Raw genomic sequence first — 19222 nt, 5'->3', positions numbered from 1 at the left:
CGCCCCTCGCCCCTCGCCCCTCGCCCCTCGCCCCTCGCCCCTCGCCCCTCGCCCCGACCACGCTCCATGCCCCTGGCCACTCGTACAACCCCCACCCGGCTGGATCCTCCAAACCCGTCCGAGCACCCACCCACACCGCTCCGCGGTCAAGCCGCTCGCCCCACCAGCATGCCCGCAGCGGTCCCGGTACCCACCGCACCAGCTGCACCCGCTGCTCCGCCGTGCGAGGAAACCGCACCGCGTCAACAGGAGCCGCCCAGTCCACCACGCTGCCCGGCCACCTACCGCGTCCGACTCCCCTGCCGAGCCGACCAACTCAGCACCCGGTCATGACGCGGTCTGACCCCAGCCCACCGCGCGCTCGTCGCGGCACCGACATTCCCGCCCTCCAGCCAGCGCAGGTGCCCCCATCGGCGTCAGCCGGAGATACGCCCCGAGAACGACACCGACGGTCGACACTTCCCCGTCGCGGGCTCAGGCGCTCCGGGAACCTGGCAGTTCACCGCCACCCGCAGCTCCTCCCCAGGCGGAAACGTCAACGGCTCCAGGTAGTGGTAGTCCACATCGCGGAAGTTGCTCAACCCGAACTCCAGCAACACCTTCTCCCCCCGCAGGATCCGCAACGTCCCCGAATCCCCACGCGGGTTCTGCAACACCACATCGGTGATCACCAGCGTCTTCCCGTCCGGCACCCCGTCCCCCGTGAACTTCGGGAACTGCCCCGGATCCCCCGTAGCCGCCGCGTCGGTCACGACCCGGAAGTCGAACGCCTGCCCCCGGGACACGTCGACCCCACCCGGCCCCGTCACCGGCGGTGGCGTGCTCGGGACCACCCCGTCCGCCTTCTTCTCCGCCGCCACCGCCCGTTCCTCCGCTGCGGCCGCCTTCCGGACGGCGGTATCCGCCTTGTCCGCCAGCTTCGCCTGCTCGGCCGCCACCACCTCCGCCGCCGTGTCGCGGGCCGCGGACTGGATGGTCGGCTTCAACACCGTGAACCACAGCGTCACCGCCGCGATCGCCAGCGCGAGCAGCACCAGCAGCGCGGGCAGCAGCCACTTCGGAATCAGCTGGTGCTGCACCAGAGTGCCATCCGCGGTCGCGGGAGCCGTGCCGTCGGTCGACACCGCGATCCGGAACGGGTGCCGCCGCTCCGGCCCGCGCAGGAACCGGTCCTTGGGCTTCAACCGCAGCCGCAAGAACACCGCCCGGCCCGGTTCGACCGTCAACGTCGCGTAGTTGAGCCGCAGCCGCAACGCGTCCTCGGGATCCGACGCCGCGACCTCGACCGCCAGCGGGTGGTTGCTCGCGTTGTCGAGCACCACGGCACACCGACCGCGCGACCGGCAGTTCAGCGTTCGCGGCACCAGTTCGACGCGCAGGTCCGTGTACGGCCCGACCTCGACGGCGCCCTCGACCACCATCGACCCCGCCGGGTCCTCCCGCGACTGGACCCGCACGCCGAACGGCACCGACCCGGCCGGGACCGTCCCGTCGCGCGGCGGCGCGAAGACCAGCGTGACCTCACCTTCCGTACCGGGCAGCAGGTTCAGCAGCGGTGGCTCCACCCTGCTCCAGGCGGCGGCGTCGCCGACGATGTCGACGGCGAACTGGTCGACGAGCTGCCCCGAGTTGTTGACCCGCACCGTGGTGCTGACCATCTCCCCCGGGGTGACGGCGAGTTCGCTGCCTGCCAGCGACGTGGTGGCTCCCATGACCCCGCAGTGTCCCGACCCGCCCGCCCGCGCCGGACCCGCGAACGGGTGCGTGGCCGGGCAGCCCGACCTGCCCCTTCGTGCGCGGGCCGGGGTCCACTTCGCCTCCCGCGCGCGGGAGGCTTTCCCAGCACCACCTTCCTACGCTGGGACAGCGTCGATCGCGAGTGGAGGGTGCGAGCTGTGGTGGTCTCCCGACGGGTCGGTCTGGCCGCGCTCTCACTCACCGTCACGACCGGTCTCCTGCTAATCCCCGTCGGCACGCCGACGACGGCCGCCGCCGCACCCGCACCCGGGTCGACACTGCTGGCCACCGTCGACGAGAACGGCGCCCCGTCCGAGAGCGGCGGCGAAGACCAAGACCTCTCGTCCGACGGCACGGCGATCGCGTTCACCAGCAGGGCCGAATTGGCAGGGCCGACCGCGGCCGAGACGCGCAACGTCTACGTCCGCGACACCGCTCGCAACCGCACCGTCCTCATCAGCCGCGGCCAGTTCCCCACCGCACCACCGTCCTCCACACCACCAACGCCACCGCCCTCGAGCAGCAGCCCGTCATCACCCACCACGACGGAACCCACCTTCTCCCTGGGCGGCAAGCGCTTGCTGTCCCTCGCCGCCCAGGTCGCCGAGTCCGCGGCCGACGGCGACAGCTACCGACCCTCGATCTCCGGCAACGGCCGGTTCGTAGTGTTCCTCTCGACGGCGACGAACATCGTCGCGGGTGCGGGCGGGACAGCCGCCGTCCTGCTCTGCGACCGCGCCCCCAACGGCGTCTTCGACGCGCGCCGACCCGACGGCACCCTGGACTACCGATACCACCTCCTCTCCACTCCCGGATCGACCATTGTGGACAATCCGCACATCGCCGCCGGCGCCACCCGGGTCGTCTGGCAGCAGTCACCGCTCACCGCGGGCTTCACGCGCCTGCTGGTCGCCGACCTGACCAACGGCCTCCCGGCACCCGGGCGCGAGCTACCCACCGACCTCCCCGGCACGGCGGGAGCCCGGCTGGACCGGCAGACCACCCCGGACATCTCCGGGGACGGCCGCTACGTCGTGTCGACGGCGAACGCGGTCGTTCCCGAGGGCCCCGACTCCGCGGCCACCCGCTTCAACGCGATCATCCGCACCGACGTCGCCGCGGGCCGCAACGCGCGCGTCGACCTCGCCGACGACGGCACGCCCCTGGGCACCGACGAGAGCGTGGCCCTGCTGTCGCCCGCGATCTCCGGCGACGGCTCGGTCGTCGCCTTCGCCTCCGGGCGCTACGGCAGCTGGTCCACCGTCCACGTCGTACACCCCGACACAGCCGATTCGCGCGTGGTGTCCCTCGACAACACGGGCGCGCCGATCAACGCCGTGTTGCCCGGCCTGTCCGCCGACGGCCGTTACCTGGCCTTCGTCACCGACTCCCCGGGCGCCCACGACGGTGCCGACGTGCCGCCCGACGACGACTCCTCGTGCACCGGCGGTGGCGCCCGCGCACTCGCCCAGGAGCCGGTGCGCTGCCAGGTCGTGGTGCGCGACCTGGTCGCGGACCAACGACGAGGCCCGAACCGACTGCCCGGCGCCCTGGCCTCAGCACCCAGCGGCACGGACTGCCCCGGGACTGCCGAAGCCCCGCGTTGCCCGGGTGACAGCACACCGCGGTGGTCCTCCACGCCGCCGTCGCTCTCGGCCGATGGCGCGCGCGTGGCGTTCGACTCCACCTCAAGCGACTTGGCGAACGGTGTGACCGACGAACCGGGAACGGACGTCTTCGCGCACACCTTCGAACCGACGTTGCGCGCCGAGCCGCCAGCCTTCGGCTCGGTGCACATCGGCGATGACTACACCCAGACCATTACGGTAGCGCATTCCGGGTTCGGCCCGCTGTCGGTGGAGTCGTTGGCAATCAACAACTCCGAATTCTCCCTCGGCGCGAACACCTGCGTAGGAACGGTTTTGCACGTCACCGACACCTGTTTGATCTCCATCAGGTTCACCCCATCAGGGGCAGGCGAGCGAACCGGTCGGCTGATCGCGCGGACCCGCGGCGGACGCGAGTACACCGTGGACCTGACCGGTGTCGGCGACCCCGGGACCGTGGACGGTGATCCCGAAGTGGTCGCGGAGATCCCGAGGTTCGCGGCCGACCCGGACCCGCTCGACTTCGGCCCCCGACTGCTGCTGTCCGACGGCCCACCGCTCCCGCTCACCATCCACAACACCGGAGACGGCCCGATGACCGTGACGGGATTGTCGGTGGACTCGGTAGACTTCTCCCTGGATGTCACTTCATGCCAGGACGTGACGATCACGGCAGGCGGCTCGTGCGTGGTGGACGTGCGGTTCCGACCCGTCGGCCCGGCCGCGCCCGTCGACCGGTCCGCGGTCATCGAGATCACCAGCACGGCCCCGGGTGGCCCGCACCTCGTGGCGGTGCGCGGCCAAGCCCGGCAACCGGTGCTGGACCTCAACCCCGCGGTAGTCGCCCCGGGGCGGGTCACGATCGCGACCGGGATCGACTTCACGCCGAACCACCCGATCACCATCACCTACCGCGAGGCGGTCGGCTCGGCCACCGCGACCACCGACCCGGACGGCCGGTTCAGCACGCAGTTGCTGGTGCTGCCCAAGGCATCCGTGGGACCGCGCACCGCGGTCGCGACAGTCGACGGCACCGACATCACCGCCGAACGCCCGTTGCTGGTGGTCATCAACACGGTGAGCCCGTCCCAATTCGTCGGCCGAGGTTGACCCGCACACGCTCGGATCTGAACCTCGTCTAAAGAGGCACAGTCAACAACGGTCAGTGACGTGCCTGCCTTATGGGTGAGCTGCGGCGCGGATGCTGCTTCGGACTCCTTCGGCACATTCCACTGGGGCCATGAAGTCACCGGCCCGGCCTGGCCCCTTCGCCGGACGGCACCACCGTCACCACGAACCTGCTCGTCGGCGCGGACGGCGCCCTGGTCGCGGGTCCGCCCCTGCGTCGCAAGACCAAACTTGCCCGGCGGCAGCCAGAAGCACGGGAGGTCCCCTGTATCTCGATCGAGCTTGTCCCTCTCTCGGAGGTGCCCCCAGCCGGTCCGCGCCCGGGGCCTGCCGACCGCCCCTTACTTCTCCTCAAAGAACTCGATCTCGCTGAGCGCCACCTCGGTACCCTTCACACTCTGGAACAGCCCGGTCACGTGCACCTCCACCGAGGTCACCCCTTCCGCGTCCGCGATCTCGAGCTCCTGCGGCTCAGGGTTGTCCTTGAGTTCCAGGTCAGCGGTCTTGCCGGTGGAGAAGACCAGGTGCAACCGCTGCGGCCGGTGCGTGGACTGGAAGCTGTCCCGAGCACCGGGCCGAACGATGGCCTTGGCGAGCGTGACGGTCCGGTCGAAGCGCAGGACGAGGGTGGGTTCGGGCCCATCCTTGGCCGCCGCCCAGTAAGTGTTGCTGAACCCGTCCAACGCGGCGCCCCCGGGATGACCGGGCAACTCGGATGTCGTCGTGATGGCTACCGGCGCCACCGGCGCGTACTGCGGCAGAACCAGCTCCTCGAACTGCTTCCGCAACGCGACGGCGCGCGCGTTCACCCACCCCCGGAAGTCAGCGGAGAGCCCGTAAGCCGCGGAAGCGACGATCAGCAACACCGACACCACCCGCCGCACAACCCGGAACGCCGCGGCAACACCCTCCCCGACCTTCGACTTCCCCCGCAGGTTCTTCGGCCGCTCCCCCGACTTGCGCGACCTGGCTCCCCGCCGCGGGACGAACCGCCGCCACCACGACTGCTTGACGACCTCGGCATCCGCCAGCGAACACCCACACCGACTACAGAACTTGCGCGTCGCGACGTTGCCCTCACCGCAGTCCCCGCAGATCAGGTCACCCGGGTCGAGCCGCCGCGTACTGGCCCGCCGCCGAACCTTGGGCACAGCCTGAACGGACTCCTGCGGCAACACCTCCCCCGGCTGCCCCTCAACGGGATCGATATCGGCCACCAACCCCCGTGCGGCCTCGACCCGCTCCGCCGATTCCCGCTGCCCAGGCATCCCACCCTGCTGCCCCGGAACAACCACCCGCGCCACAGGCAAAGCCAACCCCGCAGCCGCACTCGCCTGCGCTCCCGCAGCGGCTGGCGGCCTCCAGGTAGGCAGCGCGGGGAGAGCAGGCCCGGCCCCACCGGCAGCCTCCGAATCCCCGCTACGCGGTGAAGGCGAAGGCGGGGCAGACGCGCCCGACGGCTGGACAGGCGGAGTTGGCCGCGCATCCGACGGCGTCGACACGCCGAGAGAAGCCGCTTGAACCGAGCCTTCAGGTGCGGAGGAGGCCGGAACTCCAGCCGAAGGTGACGAGACCAGCGCAGAAGGCATAGCGCGGTTGGGCGGAGACGGCAGAACAACCCCCGGCGGCGACTTGAGAGCCTCGGTGGGAGCTGGAGGAACCGGTGACGCGGAGGACGGCGGAACAGCCCCCACCGGCAGTGACGGTTCGAGGGCAACTGGCGGTGCGACGCTCGACGACGCGGAGGGATTGGCAGGGGACAACGACTGCTCGAGAGCATCAGGGAGAGCCAGTGGAGCAACACCCTGAGGCGCGGAAGGACGAGGAGGAGCCGGCGAAACAGCACCCGCCGGCAACGGGGGCTTGATAACACCTGGAGGAGTTGGACGAACGTCCCCCGGCGGCAGCAACGACTCGAGGGCACCCGGCCGAGCGATACCCGGCGAGCCGGAAGAACTGGAAGCGGACAGCGGAACGCCCCCCGTCGGCAGCGACGGCTCAAGAGCACCAGGGAGCGCCGGCAAAGCGACAGCCGGAGGCACGGACGAAGCAGGAAGGGGCGACGGAACGACCCCCGGTGGCAACGGAGGTTTCACGGCACCGGGAGGCGCTGGCGGAGCGGCACCCGAGGGCACGGAGGAAGCAGGCGAGGGCGACGGGACAGCCCCCGGTGACAACGGGGGCTCCAAGCCGCCAGGGGAAGCTGGCGCAGCGACGCTCCGAGCCGACGGAGGAGCAGCAGGAGCCAGCGGTGTCATCCCTGGTGGCGTCGGAGACTTCAGGGCGCCAGGAGGCGCAGGCGGAGCGGCACTTGGAGGAACGGGACGAGCAGGAGGGGACGTCGGAACAGCCCCCGGTGACAACGAAGGCCTCGGGACGCCGGGAGGTGCCGGTGGAGCAGTGCTCGGAGCTGAGGGGGGAGCAGAAGTCGACGGCGTCCCCGGTGGCGTCGGGGGCTTCAAGGCACCAGGAGGCGCCGGCGGAGCGGCACCCGGGGGCGACGGAACGGCCCCCGGTGGCAACGGGGGTTTCGGGGCACCAGGGGGAGCCGGCGGAGCGGCGCTCGGAGCCGAGGGAGGAGCAGGAGGGGACGGCGGTGTCGTCCCCGGTGGCGCCGGAGGTCTGGGGACACCGGCTGGTGGCGCCGGAGCCGCGCCCGGAGGCGCGGGCGGTGTGGGCACGCCAGGTGGCCGTGGAGGGCCGGGAGTGTTCGCGGCGGCGGGTCTGGGGGCACCAGGAGCGCCGGCCGGTGTCGGTTTGGTGGGCTCGGGAAGCGGCGGACGATGCCCCACGTCGAGGTAGAGCGCGGACTGGAGGCGCGCGAACAGGCCGCGCTTGGGCGGCTCCTCTTCCTCCTCCTCAACCACCACAACGGCCTTCACCGGTGTCGGGGCGACCTTCTCCCCCGTCCACTCCAGAAACCCACCGCACTTCCCGCAGAAGGTGTCGGTGTCCTGGTTGTGACTGGCGCACGACTTGCACACGATCATCACGCCACCTCCACCCGGTGCACGACATGGGCGGGCTTGGCGGCCGCGACCACCGCGTCCACCAAGTCCTCCGGGGCCGACAACGGGTCCTGCACCCGTACCCGGACCGCCAGCCGGGGGTGGGCGTCACCCGGCAGCTCCGCGTCCGGGTCCAGTGAGTGGGCGACACCGCCGCTGTCGACGATCTCCACAACGCCGCCGGTCAGGACCTCCAGGTTCGCCCGGAGGCCCGACACCGTGCCGCGCATGCGGTACATCTCCACCGCCGTGCCGACCACCGCGCGTCGGCGGTCGAGCGGCCAGCCCTCGTCCAGTTCGATGCCCACCCAGCCGGACAGCCACTCCAGGAAGTCCTCCGGGGCCAGCAGCGGGTCGAGGTAGTCCGCCACGCAATCCACTGTGGACAGCACCGGCGCCAGCACGTCGTCGAACCCGGCCATGAACCGCTCGGTGAACGGGTCCTCCTGGTAGATGGCGGGCAACAGTTCCAGCATCGGGACGGCGGAGGGCAGCCCCGCGACAGCACCGCGCATCAGTGGTCCTCCACCTTCACGTGGTGCTCGAAGGAGAACACCAGGCTGTGCCGGTCGACGTCAAGGCGCTGCGTCTCGTCGCCGCGTTCACCGGTGACCGGGTTGGCACCGAAGAGCCGGACGTCCTCGACCATGTCCACGCCTCGGACCCGTTGCAGGAGCGCGTGGATGTCACCCGCCTGCACCGGTCTCCCGAAGCGCCAGCCCGCGCCGTCCGACCCGCCGGTCACCGGGTTCAGGTGGCCGTACAACGCGGCCAGCGCCTCCGACCGCACGCGCGCGCGGTCCACCCGCGGTCGAGCGATCACCCGCGCGACCACCGTGACACCCCGGTACTTCGGCGGCGAGACCAGCACCCTGGTCCCGATGAGCCGGACCTCGTCCAGGCGGTCGGTGATCCGGGCCAGGGTCTGCCGCTCCGGCACCAGGTCCGCGAACTCGATGCGCCCGTCGAGTTGGGCGACGGTGGGCACGACCAGCACCCGCACCGACCCCGCGTCCGCGTCGTCGTCGCCCGCCGTCACGCACCGGACGCGCGCCACCTCCGGCGCGGCCTCCCGCGTGATCGCCTCGTAGTCCTCCGCAGTCACCGCCCGGCCACGGGTGCGCAGCAAAATTGGACCACGGGCCTTGGCCTGGTCCAGAGTCTCCCCGTCGACACCACCGGTCGCCGCGTCCAGGTTCTCCACGTCAGCCACGAACGGGATGGAGGAACTGAGCATGCGAATCGCGCCACGTCCGACATTGCCGCTGCGCCCGCCACCGTAAGCATACCCGCGAACACGGATCGTGCAACGTTGATCCGGCACGGCGCCGTACTGCCGCACCGTCCCATCCGGTTCTCGGATAGCGGGTCCGAACTGGACCACGCCCGTGGCACCGTCGAGCCGGTAGTGCCGATCGGCCGGACCGCTCCCGGCGAAGTGCGGCACCAGGGTCCACGGCACCCAACCGTCGTCGGACGTCGTCTCCAGCAGTCCACTCGCGACGATCGGCGCCCGGCCGAGGGTGAACTGCTGCCCGGGCACCCCCTCGGACTGCCCCAACACCTCGTCCTCGACGACATCGCAGTGCTGGGCCGTCGCGGTTCCCCCGACCGTGCTCGCGGCGAGCGAGGTGATCACCGGGCTCTCGTGGTACGTCGGGTACTCGTCGTCGACCTCGACGACCCGCGCGCGCAGCCACCCCGCGCTCTCCCCATCGATCACGGACGTCACGTGACCGGCCGGGACGTGCACATGCACCCAGCCGTCGGTGTTGATCGCGTCGGTCGTGTCCTGGCCGACCCGGCACCGCACCCACTCGGTTCCGTTATACGCCTCCCACACCAGCGGCGGGTGGTCCGGATGCACACCGACACCCGTGACCTGGCAACCGATGTCGACCCGGACGACACAACGCGGCACGGCGACGTCAAGCCCCACCAGCAGCGCGTCCCCGACCTGGGGCTCGGGCGAGAATGCCGGGAACGACGTGCCCATGCGCAGCTTGTCCGTCACGTCCCCGGCCGGATTCACCACCCGGGTCAGCACGCTCGGCACGATCCAGAGGTCCTCGCACGTGCTGAACACCACCGACTCGGCGGCTTCCGTCCGCGCGGTGGACACCTCCGTCCCCACCGACACGCCGACGGCCGTCACCGCGGGCGATGACAGCCAGAAGGTCACCGGCACCTGCGCGGCCGTCGGCGGTACCAGCCGAAGCCCGATCATCTCCAGGAACTTGACGTACAGGCGCTCCGGGACCTGGTTGAGCCGGAACAGCACCTGGTCGGTCATGAACGCGAAAGTCTCGATCAGCGTCACGCCCGGGTCGGACACGTTGTGGTCGGTCCACTCCGGACACTTGCGCATGACCATCCGCTTGGCTTCGTCCACCAGGTCCTGGAAGCGGCGGTCGTCGAGGTTGGGTGCGGGTAGCACCATCAGTAGTCACTCCCGTCCTCGGGGATGGTGTAGAACGGGAAGACCAGGTTGCGGCGGTCGTTGGTGTCCTTGACGACGTACCGGATGTCGATGTAGAGCAGGCTGCTGTCATCGGGGTCCGGTTCGACGCCGACGCCTTCGACGTCCACGCGCGGCTCCCAGCGCAGCAACGCGTCGCGGACCTCCTGCGACAGCTCGGCGGCCGTCTCCAGGTTGACGGGCCGGAACACGTAGTCGCGGATGCGGCTGCCGAACGCGGGGCGCATCGGCCGCTCGCCCGGGTAGGTCGCCAGGATGAGCCGCATCGCCTGCTCCAGCTCCACCTCCCGGCGCACCAGGGCGATGCCGCCCTGCGGCCCGACACCGAGCGGGAACGCCCAGCCCGCGCCGACGAAGTCCTGCGCCATCCGACCCTCCTAGTTGAGCTTGAGCATGGAGCCCTTGACCTCGGTGACCCCGGGGCTCGTGATCCGCACACCCAGTTTGCCGCTGAGTTCCAACGTCCCCTCGGACTCCAGCTTCATCCCGCCCGCGCCCGCGCGGATGGTGACCGTCCCGGCGCCGCCGCACTCGATGGTCAGCGAGCCCACGGGGTTGCGGCTGGCCGGTGGGCTGGGGGCGCAGGACAGCGTGACGGTGCCGCCGACCTGGTCGACGCTCAACCCGGTCTTCCCGTCCGCGGTACCGAGTTCGATCTTGGACTCGGTGGGTGGGGCCGGGGCCAGTACGCGGTCGGTGAACAGCAGCCGCGTCCCCGAAGGGGTGACTATGCCGCGTTTGTTGATGGTTCCGGCGGCCACGGCGGTGCCCAGGTGCCCGAAGGAGCAGGTATCATTGAGCAGGCCGCCCAGCACATACGGCCGACGGGCATCGCCGAACTCGAAGCCGACCAGCACCTCGTCACCGACTTCCGGCAGGAAGAGCGGTCCGCTGCGCTTACCCGCTCCGATGTGGACTGTCCGGGCCCAGTCGGACTCGTAGTTGTGCGCCAGCCACGGCAGGGTGACCTTGACCCGGCCCTTCTGCTCGGGGTCCTGCACGTTGGTGACCACGCCGCACACCAGACCGGTGAACTCCTGCGGGCGCTGGGGCGGGTTGGTGAGGCCGAGGAGGTTGCGGTTCTGCCGTCCGCTCACCCAGAACCGGGTGTGGTAGCCGTTCTCCTCGGCGTCGAAGACGTGCCGCGCGTTGGTGATGACCCAGGTGCCGACGAACTTCTCGGGTACGCCACCGATCTCCACCTCGGCGCCCGCCTGGATCGCGGGGTCGCCCAGCGCGTCGCCTTCGGCCTCGGCGAAGACGCTGCCGACGTGGTCGGCCACACCTTCGGCGATCTCCTTCGCGGCCGCGTCGGCGCTCGGCCCCCGACCAGCGGGCCGGTCGACGACCAGGTGCGCGGTCGTGCTCGGCGGCCGCACGAAAGCCAGGCCCGGGTTCAGCACCGGCGGGGGCAGCGCGGGGATCGGGACCATGCCCCGGGTGGCGTCCCTGGCCAGGTCGCCGGGTTCGTCGTCGAGTTCGGCGGTGCCGGTCATGACCCGGTTGCCCGCGACGGCGACTCGCGCGCGTTTGGTGTCCCACACGCGGACCTCGACGTCCGGCGTGAGGTTGGCGGAGGTGACGCGCGGCAGGAACGTGAGCAGGTTGTCCTTGAACACGAGCTTGGTGCTCAAGCCCAAGATGCTCTTCGCCGCGTCCGCCACGGCACCCGCGACTCCGCCCAGCGCGCCACCCGCCGGGCGCCCGGACGCGCGGCGGAAGAAGAACTCCCCGCCCTCGACGCCGGTCTCGAAGCCGATCTCGCGGGCCCGTTGGGTCAGGAAGTCCCAGTCGGTCTGCGCGACCTGCGCGAGGTGCTGGTGCACGGTGCGGGTCGTCTGCACGTCGCCGACGCGCAGACCCGCGGCCCGGGCGATGTCCGTGGCGATCTGGCTGTCGCGTTTACCCAGCCAGGTCCGGGTGCGTTTGGCGCGCTGCAGCCGGTGCGCGCGTTCGTACCCGCGCACCACAGAGAAGATGAGTCCGTCTTGGCAAATGGCCTCTATGGCCGTGACCTCGCCCGAGATCAGTGTACTGGTTCCGCTGTCATCCGCGCGACCCGCCGCGATTTTCACCGTGGTGCCGATGTCCAGTCCGGCGGTGGAGACGATGTTCCCCTCGTCGTCGGCGAAGATCAGCTCGAACATGTCCGGCAGGTGCAGGTGCGTGTCCACTACGGCGCGCACCAGGTTGGGCATGGCCAAGGGGTTGAGCGGGAGACCGACCATGCCGACCCGGATCGACGGCCAGACCAGGGCCGCGCTCTTGCCGCCGAGCAGACCTTCGAGCACCTACGCCTCCTGGAGCTCTTGCGGGTTGGGCAGGTAGACAGTCGTTCCAGGACGGACGCGCATGGGATCCTGGATACCGTTGACCTCGGCGATCCGCCGCCACGCCGCGGGGGTGCCGTAGTTGGCCGTGGCGATGGATTGCAGCGATTCGCCTTCGGCGACGGTGTGCCTGCGACGACCGGGCTGTCCACCGGAAGTGGGGTTCTGCGGCAGGGAGTCGAGGAGCGTGGGGACCCGGGTCAACTCCATCGTGACCAGGGCGCGCACCGGGATACCCGCGCCGGTGAAGCGGGTGTACTTCACGGTGCACCCGGAGAGCTTCACGGTGTAGACGAAGCCGACCATCGGTGGCCCGTACTGGAACGTCAGCTCGGGTGGCTCGGTCTTGAGGTTCTGCCCGGTGACCATGGAGAGGACCTGACCCAGGAACCCGGAGTCCGGGGACATCCAGCCGAGGAGCGTGTCACAGCGCAGCTTGGTGGTCTTGCCCTCGAAGACGATCTCCGCGAGCGTGATGGTCCCGCCGTCCACCTTCTTGGTGGTCGGCCGTACCGTGCCCGAATCACCCTTGCCGCCGCCGGGCGAGGCCGTCTTGCCCACCTTGCTCGTCCGCTTGATGGTGATGGTGGTGGGGTTGAAGTCGAAAGGCACGAAGCCGACGTGGGGCAACGTCGTGCACCGCAGCGAAGCCGGGAACTGGCTGCCCGCCAGTCCCGCGGTGATCCCGACGTTGGCCGCGAAGCCGAGTGCTGCACCGAGGACCATCACGACCTCCCTTGCGCGTGTACTCTTGTGGTGGTCACAGGAATCCCTCGTGCGCGAGCTCAAGCGTCTCGGTGGCGATCCCCAACGTCATCGCGTCCAGGTCCGGCCCCTTCCAGGTGGCCGGGTAGACGTTGCGCAACTGCCAGGCCGCCACCACCCCGGCCCGGGCGTCGAAGAGCGTGATCTGCGCGGTGCCGCCGTCGCCGCTGCTGTCCGCGCCGATCCACGCGCTGACCCGGTCACGCAGCCACGCCTGCACCCGGGCGGTGTCGGGCGCGTTCATCGCGCGGGTGAGCGTCACGTTCGGGTACTGCACGCGACCGGGCAGGATCACCTCGTACTCGTAGTTGCCGCCGTCGTTGATCAGCTCGGGGTTGAACTTCACCTGCAGGCCCTGGCACCGCGCCCAGCCGCCGAGGTCCACGCCGTCGACGGCGACGTGGAAGCGGGTGGTGAGCGCGAGCTGGGTCTCGGCGCTGTGCAGCGCGACCATGGGTCAGCCCACCAGCTTGCGCTGGTCCTCGAGGAACCCGCGGTGGGCCAGTTCCAGGGTTTCCACGGCGACCTGGCTGGCGCCCGCGTCCATCGAGGTGATCGCCCACTTCACCGGGATCACGTCCCGCAGCTCCCACTCGGTGATGGGGCCGTCCTCCAGGTGCGAGGTGAAGAGGCCGATCGTGCCGATGTAGAGCTTGTGCTCCCACGAGTTCTTGTTGAGCCAGTCCCGCACGGCGCTGGTCTCCTCGGAGACCGCGCGGGAGAGCTTGACGTTGGTGTACTTGGTGTTGCCGGGGAAGTAGAGGCGGTCGTTGCCGCCGTCGCCGCTGCGGTACTCGGCGACGTCCCACGCCACGTCGAGGCCGTCCGCCTTGGTCCAGCTCCCCAGGTTGTACATCTCCATGTTCTGCACGGTGACGACGAACCGGTTGCTCAGACCGATCTTGCTGCTGTCGCTGAGCATCACGCCTCCTAGCGGAAATCGGTGAGCAGGCCCGCCCGCTCGCGGTCGATGAGCAGTTCCATCCGCAGCCGGGAACGCAGCCGGTCGTAGAGCCGGGTGGACAGCTCGTCGAGGTCGAGGCGGTCGATGTCGATCTCGTCCGCGTCCTCGGCCTGGTCGGGCTGCTGGGGCTTGGGGGTGGCCTTCGGCTTGGGCTCGAACCAGTTCTTCGGGTTGAGCGAGGAGCGGAAGTCGTGGCCGACGAGACCGATGTCCGCCAAGACCTGGTCTGCTCCCCGCTCCTCGTCTTGGTGTTCGTCAACCTGAGTCGGCTTCTTCTTCTGTACCGCGTCAGGCTGTGTGCTCTGTGCCTTCTCACGGGTCTGCCGTCGACCGTGTTCGTCGTCTGAGGGTCGGACGCCGTGAATGCCCATGAAGCCGCTGCGCGGGTCCTGGCCGGCGAGGGCTTGCATGAGGCGGTGGGAGAACTTCTGCTCGACCGGCTCGTGTACCTCACCCGGCGGTGTCTTCCGGGGGCGCTGCGGAGATCTCGCGGTCCTGGTCGCGGGCCGGTTGCCCGCGGCGCGTTCCTCGAGGTCCAGCAGGTGTTCGATGCGGTCGAGGTCGAAGCCGTCGAGTTCGACCGGATCGTCGTCGGCGCGTTCGTCGTTCAGGCGGGTGAGCAGTTCCCTCGTCAGCTCGACGCGCCGGGCGTCACGGTTGAAGGTGGGCTTCTCCGACGCTTGGGCGCGTTGCCGTTCCAGCACGGGGTTGGTCCATTCCTCGACCACCCGGCGCGCGGACCGCTCGGCGATCTGGCCCACCTCCGCGCGGGTATCCGGGTCGAGGGCGGACGAGGGTTTCGGGTCGACTCGGGACCGCCTGGCGTGCTGCGCCTGGGTCTCCGTGAAGCTTTTCGTGGGGTGGACCAGGTCGGTCGCGTGTCCGGTGATCGAGATGGTGGGTTCGACGGCGCCCGCCTCCCCCGCGTACCAGCGTTCGGCGGCTTGGGCCTCGGCTTCCAGCAGCTGTCCGGCGGGGGTGTTCTCGGCGGGTAGTGCGTGGCCGTGGGCGCGCTGCTGGGCGACGTGGACGAGCTCGTGGGCGAGCAGCCCGCGGGTCTGCGGATTGTCGTGGGTGTCCGGTAGAAAGACGGCACCCTGGGTGGTGAAGGCACGGGCGTCCTTGGCCTGGGCGGCGGCGGTTACGCGGGCACCCCGGTAGACGGGCACGTCGGCGACATCTATCCGATGCCGCCTCCTCAACGCGTCCACCAACTCGGCCGGGGGGCGGGTGACGACGACTCCCGTGGGCATTCCCTGCGGACGGCTCGCGTCGATCTTGGCGGGTACGCCGCGCAGTCCGTGCACCAGCGGGGTCGTTGGGGCACCTCCAGCAGCGCCCGGCACTCCGGTCCGGGCGCCGATGGCGCCTGCCTGTACGGCCGTGGCGCCTTCAACGCCTGGTGAATCGGGACGGGCATCGTGTCGTGAGGCCGAGCCGCCGGATCCGACATGTACGGGGTCGGGTGCCACTGGCGGCGCGTTGTTTCCGAGGGCCGCAGTCGGTTCGCTCGAGGTAGTGCCGCTCTCCACGCTCTCGGTCGCGTGCCGGTCGTAGATCAGGTTCGTACCGGGTTCGACGCTGACCACGGCTGCCGTGACCTGGTGCAGACCGGAGGCCTCGCTCGGCTTCGTGTCGGTGGTCGGCGTGGGTTCAGTGCGATCTGGCGCGGCGGCGTCCACACCTCGGGAGGCCTCGACTGCTTCCGCCACGCCGTGGGCAAAGTCTGTTCTGCCAGGATCCGATGCGGTCGCGCGGTCATTCGAGGACGAGCCGGACGTCTCGGTGCCGGTCGGCGGGGTCACCGGATCCACCGACAGTGACGGCTCCCCTTGTCCGGGAGGTTCCTCCACGGAAGCCGCATCACCGACCGGATCCGGTTTGCGCGAGATTGGCGCGCCGAGGCCCAGCCGTCTGCTCTCCCCCAGAGACGGCCGGGGGCGGTCGCGTCGCACGGCGAGCTCCACCGGCTTCGGTTTCGGTTCCTCCACGGGTGCAAACGATTGCGGTGTGGGCGACTCCGGTACTCCGCCTGTCTGCGCCTGGGTGACCCAGTCCGGCACGTACCTCATCCACCCGGGGGCGCGGTAGGGTTCGGCCGCGACCCGGGGCTCACCGACGTAGTCCGAGGTCGCCTTGGTCAACGCGGACACCTCGACCACTTCACCCACGACCGGTCTGCCCACCAACGGCGTGCCACCGGGCAAATCCGTGTCGTGGCGTATCCGCGCGCGGTCACCCACCGGCAGCGGGGTCACCAGGCCTTCCACGCGTGCCGCGGGTTCTCCAGGACGCTCATCGGTAGGCGAGACCACTCGCACCCGGTGGATCCCAGGTCCGGCGAGCACCGAACTCATCGTGCCTCGCAACGGCTCCGACCCCAAGGCCGGTGCAACCGTCAGCGGTGCCTGGCCTGTAGTGGCCGTGCGCAGCGGTGGGAGCAGCACCCACTCACCCCGCGCCCGCTCGACGACCGGGGGCGCGGTCACGGGTTCCCGCCGGGCGGGCGCCTCGCGGCGGAACGGCCAGCGCATCCGTGGTCTCCTCGGGTGGTTCACTCAAGCTGTCTGCTGTGGATGCGGCCGATCTCGGTGATCAACCGCGTCCGCACCGGGTGCTCGAGGTCCAAGATGGACTCGAAGGCCCAGTGCAGGTAGTACGCCACGTACGCGACCTCCTCCCACAACCGGTCGGCCGCGTACGTCAGGATCCCCCCGGGGCACCACCGGCCACATCGCCCGCGATGTCCACCGCGAAGCCCTGGTCGCAATGCGGGCAGCGCACCGCGACCTGGGTGTGCCCGTCGGTGTTGATCCGGCGGTAGAGGTCCTGCAGGAACGCCAGGTCCGAGGCGAAGAGGTTCTCCACCACGAAGGTGTCCACCGCGGGCAGGTCACCCAATGTCGTGACGGTCCGCTCCAGCAGCAACACCGATAGGTACGCTGGGTTCTGCCGGGCTCTCTGGTCGGTCTGGGTCGTGATCTCGTCTCGCGCGGTGGCAAGGCGCATCACGCCGTCGCGGTGTACTCGGCCGTGCTCATCGACGTATCCGCGGGGTAGCGTGAACGGGTACTCCGTGCGCAGGCCGACCGCGCCCTCGGCCAGGGCGGTCACACCGACACCCGCTGGATCCGCTCGGAGACGATGGTGACGGTCTCCATCAGCACCTCGCTGGAGCCCGCCTTGAGCGCGCCGATCTCCAGTTTGGCCGGCCAGGCGTGTTCGAGGTGGTAGCGGGCGACCGGTTTGCCGTCGGTGGCGTACATGACCAGCGAGCAGCTCTTGCGGGCGGCGACGATGTCGCCGTTGAGGACCGCCTCGTGCCAGGCCCACAGCTCCATGCTGGAGTTCTTGCCGCGCTTGAGCACCAGCGTGGCGGGCTTGGTCTTGCCGGGGAGCTTCTTGAGCACGACCTCCTTGTCGGTCGACTCCATCAGTTCCACGGGCTCGACCTCGGTGGTGATGCCCTGGAGCTCGGAGAACGAGGCGATCTCGTAGCCGTCGATGGTGATGGAGAACCGCGCCGCGGTGAGGGCGTCGTTGGGCTGGCTCGAGCTGAGTCCGGCGACCATGGCCGATCCTTTCCGGTGGTGGGGTTACTCTTCGAGGCCCGCGCCCTCGGCGAACTGGGAGATGCGGAAGACCACGAACTCCGCGGGCTTGACCGGGGCGATGCCGATCTCCACGGTGAGGATCCCGGCGTCCCGGTTCTCCGGCGGGTTGTTCTCCGCGTCGCACTTGACGAAGAACGCCTCGGCGGGCTGCTTGCCGAACAGCGCCCCGTCGCGCCAGACCCGGCGCAGGAACATGGTGACCGTGCGGCGGACCGAGTCCCAGAGCTTGGGGTCGTTCGGCTCGAACACCACCCAGTTGGTGCCCTGCAGGATGGACTTCTCCACGTAGTTGAACAGCCTGCGGACGTTGAGGTAGCGCCATTGCGGGTCGCTGGAGAGCGTGCGCGCGCCCCACACCCGGATGCCCTGCCCGCGGAACGAGCGCACGCAGTTGACGCCCAGCGGGTTGAGCAGGTCGTGCTCGCCCTTGGTGATGTTGAGCTCCAACGTGACCGCGCCGCGCACCACCTCGTTGGCCGGTGCCTTGTGCACGCCGCGGGTGGTGTCGTTGCGCGCCCAGATGCCCGCCATGTGACCGCTCGGCGGCACGAAGACCTGCTTGCCCGCCACCGGGTCCGCGACCTTGATCCACGGCCAGTACAGGGCGGCGTAGCGGGAGTCGTAGCCCGCGACGTCGGTGCGCCAGTCCGCGACCTCGCGCGCCTTGAGGCCGGGCGGGGTGTCGAGCACGGCCACCCGGTCCGACATCAGCTCGCAGTGCGCGATCATGGCCAGCTGCACGGCCTTGACGTCGTCGAGGGTCAGCGCGCCCTGCTGGTAGGCGGCCATCAGGTCCGGCACGCACAGCATGGTGACCTCGTCGATGGCCTCCAACCCGGCGAACCCGGTGCGGTCGGCGGAGTCGCCGATGTACTCCCCCGTCTCGATCTTGGCGGGCAGTGTGGTGGGAGCGGGTGCGGCGAGCGCGATCTCCCCCGGGCGCGGCGCGCTGAGCGCGCGGCCCCGGGCTTCCTCGGCCTGCACCAGTTTGGACTGCTGGCGCAGCACGGTCGCGACGTTGTTGGTGCCGCGCTTGGTGGTGACGTTGTCGAAGGTCTCCACGGGTTCGCCCGCGCGCTTGACGACCAGCTTGAAGGTGTCCTCCCCCGGCTCGCCCGCCGGTGCGACCTCGACCGTCAGGTCGGCGGTCTCGGTCGAGCGCGCGGCGAGTACCAGCGGCGGCTGCCCGTCGGCGGCGGGCAGCTCGGCGACCGCGACGGGACCGGTGACGACCTCGCCGTTCTCGCCCGCGCTCGCGCCACCGATCCGCACGACGTAGGCGGATCCGCCGCCGTTGAGGAAGAAGCCGTAGACCGCGTGCGCCAGGTAGTTGCCCGCGACGAAGTCACCGAAGGCGGCTTTGAACTGGGTCCAGTTGGTGACCAGCACCGGCTGGTGCAGCGGGCCGCGCTCGGCGAAACCGACGAAGGCGGCGACCGCGGTGCCGACGGCCTCGATGGGCCGCGAGCCCGAGGACACCTCCTCCATGTAGACACCTGGCGCGAGGTAGCTGCTGGCCATCTGCGGTTCTCCCTCACCTTGCGGTAGCTGGGCTTCGGCCCTGAGCTTGGTGCGCGGCGCCGGTCGGCC

General features: G+C 70.3%; 15 protein-coding genes. 1 reads left to right on the top strand and 14 read right to left on the bottom strand.

What is annotated here, in order from left to right; translation table 11 throughout:
- Positions 1 to 416: 416 nt before the first annotated feature.
- The gene (locus CLV40_RS16295; protein WP_104479783.1) at positions 417 to 1712 is read right to left on the bottom strand and encodes a COG1470 family protein; all 1296 of its coding nucleotides are present in this window, start codon (positions 1710 to 1712) and stop codon (positions 417 to 419) included.
- A gap of 183 nt (positions 1713 to 1895) precedes the next feature.
- Between CLV40_RS16295 and CLV40_RS16290 the strand changes: the two genes are divergently transcribed.
- The gene (locus CLV40_RS16290; protein ID WP_181043538.1) at positions 1896 to 4454 is read left to right on the top strand and encodes a choice-of-anchor D domain-containing protein; all 2559 of its coding nucleotides are present in this window, start codon (positions 1896 to 1898) and stop codon (positions 4452 to 4454) included.
- A 359-nt stretch (positions 4455 to 4813) separates the two neighbouring features.
- Here CLV40_RS16290 and CLV40_RS37265 read toward each other — a convergent pair whose 3' ends face one another.
- The 13 genes from CLV40_RS37265 to CLV40_RS16225 form a co-directional block, all read right to left on the bottom strand.
- A complete protein-coding gene (locus CLV40_RS37265) occupies positions 4814 to 5338 on the bottom strand; it encodes a discoidin domain-containing protein (protein WP_146108052.1) in 525 nt (174 codons plus the stop codon).
- 2123 nt (positions 5339 to 7461) lie between these two features.
- A complete protein-coding gene (locus CLV40_RS16280; RefSeq protein ID WP_245931325.1) occupies positions 7462 to 7995 on the bottom strand; it encodes a phage tail protein in 534 nt (177 codons plus the stop codon).
- Positions 7995 to 9920 carry a putative baseplate assembly protein gene (locus CLV40_RS16275; RefSeq protein WP_104479735.1) on the bottom strand — a complete coding sequence of 642 codons (1926 nt, stop codon included), beginning with the start codon at positions 9918 to 9920 and terminating at the stop codon, positions 7995 to 7997. The genes CLV40_RS16280 and CLV40_RS16275 overlap by 1 nt, the downstream gene beginning before the upstream one ends.
- Entirely contained in the window at positions 9920 to 10327 is a 408-nt protein-coding gene (locus CLV40_RS16270; RefSeq protein WP_104479734.1) for a GPW/gp25 family protein, read from the bottom strand. Before CLV40_RS16270 ends, CLV40_RS16275 begins: the two co-directional genes overlap by 1 nt.
- 9 nt (positions 10328 to 10336) lie before the next feature.
- Positions 10337 to 12250: a phage baseplate assembly protein V gene (locus CLV40_RS16265; RefSeq protein WP_104479733.1), complete on the bottom strand. Its 1914-nt coding sequence runs from the start codon at positions 12248 to 12250 to the stop codon at positions 10337 to 10339.
- Positions 12251 to 13015, bottom strand: coding sequence for a LysM peptidoglycan-binding domain-containing protein (locus tag CLV40_RS16260; RefSeq protein ID WP_104479732.1), 765 nt, complete (start codon positions 13013 to 13015; stop codon positions 12251 to 12253).
- A 34-nt stretch (positions 13016 to 13049) separates the two neighbouring features.
- On the bottom strand, positions 13050 to 13508 hold the full coding sequence (locus CLV40_RS16255; RefSeq protein ID WP_104479731.1) for a phage tail protein: 459 nt from the start codon (positions 13506 to 13508) through the stop codon (positions 13050 to 13052).
- Between the two features lie 3 nt (positions 13509 to 13511).
- On the bottom strand, positions 13512 to 13976 hold the full coding sequence (locus CLV40_RS16250) for a phage tail protein (RefSeq protein WP_104479730.1): 465 nt from the start codon (positions 13974 to 13976) through the stop codon (positions 13512 to 13514).
- Between the two features lie 8 nt (positions 13977 to 13984).
- Positions 13985 to 15325, bottom strand: a complete 1341-nt coding sequence (locus CLV40_RS38045; protein ID WP_181043537.1) for an eCIS core domain-containing protein — start codon at positions 15323 to 15325, stop codon at positions 13985 to 13987.
- Positions 15326 to 16572: 1247 nt separating this feature from the next.
- On the bottom strand, positions 16573 to 16788 hold the full coding sequence (locus CLV40_RS40545; protein ID WP_104479728.1) for a DUF6760 family protein: 216 nt from the start codon (positions 16786 to 16788) through the stop codon (positions 16573 to 16575).
- Complete coding sequence (locus CLV40_RS16235) at positions 16722 to 17132, bottom strand: hypothetical protein (RefSeq protein WP_104479727.1); 411 nt, start codon at positions 17130 to 17132, stop codon at positions 16722 to 16724. The genes CLV40_RS40545 and CLV40_RS16235 overlap by 67 nt, the downstream gene beginning before the upstream one ends.
- Positions 17129 to 17590, bottom strand: coding sequence for a phage tail protein (locus CLV40_RS16230; RefSeq protein ID WP_104479726.1), 462 nt, complete (start codon positions 17588 to 17590; stop codon positions 17129 to 17131). Before CLV40_RS16230 ends, CLV40_RS16235 begins: the two co-directional genes overlap by 4 nt.
- A 24-nt stretch (positions 17591 to 17614) precedes the next feature.
- Positions 17615 to 19153: a phage tail sheath family protein gene (locus CLV40_RS16225; RefSeq protein ID WP_104479725.1), complete on the bottom strand. Its 1539-nt coding sequence runs from the start codon at positions 19151 to 19153 to the stop codon at positions 17615 to 17617.
- Positions 19154 to 19222: the final 69 nt, after the last annotated feature.

This window comes from Actinokineospora auranticolor, from assembly GCF_002934265.1.
Classification (GTDB): Bacteria; Actinomycetota; Actinomycetes; order Mycobacteriales; family Pseudonocardiaceae; genus Actinokineospora; species Actinokineospora auranticolor.
The sequence above is the reverse complement of the archived record's forward strand: the minus strand, read 5'-3'. Positions and strand labels throughout refer to the sequence as shown.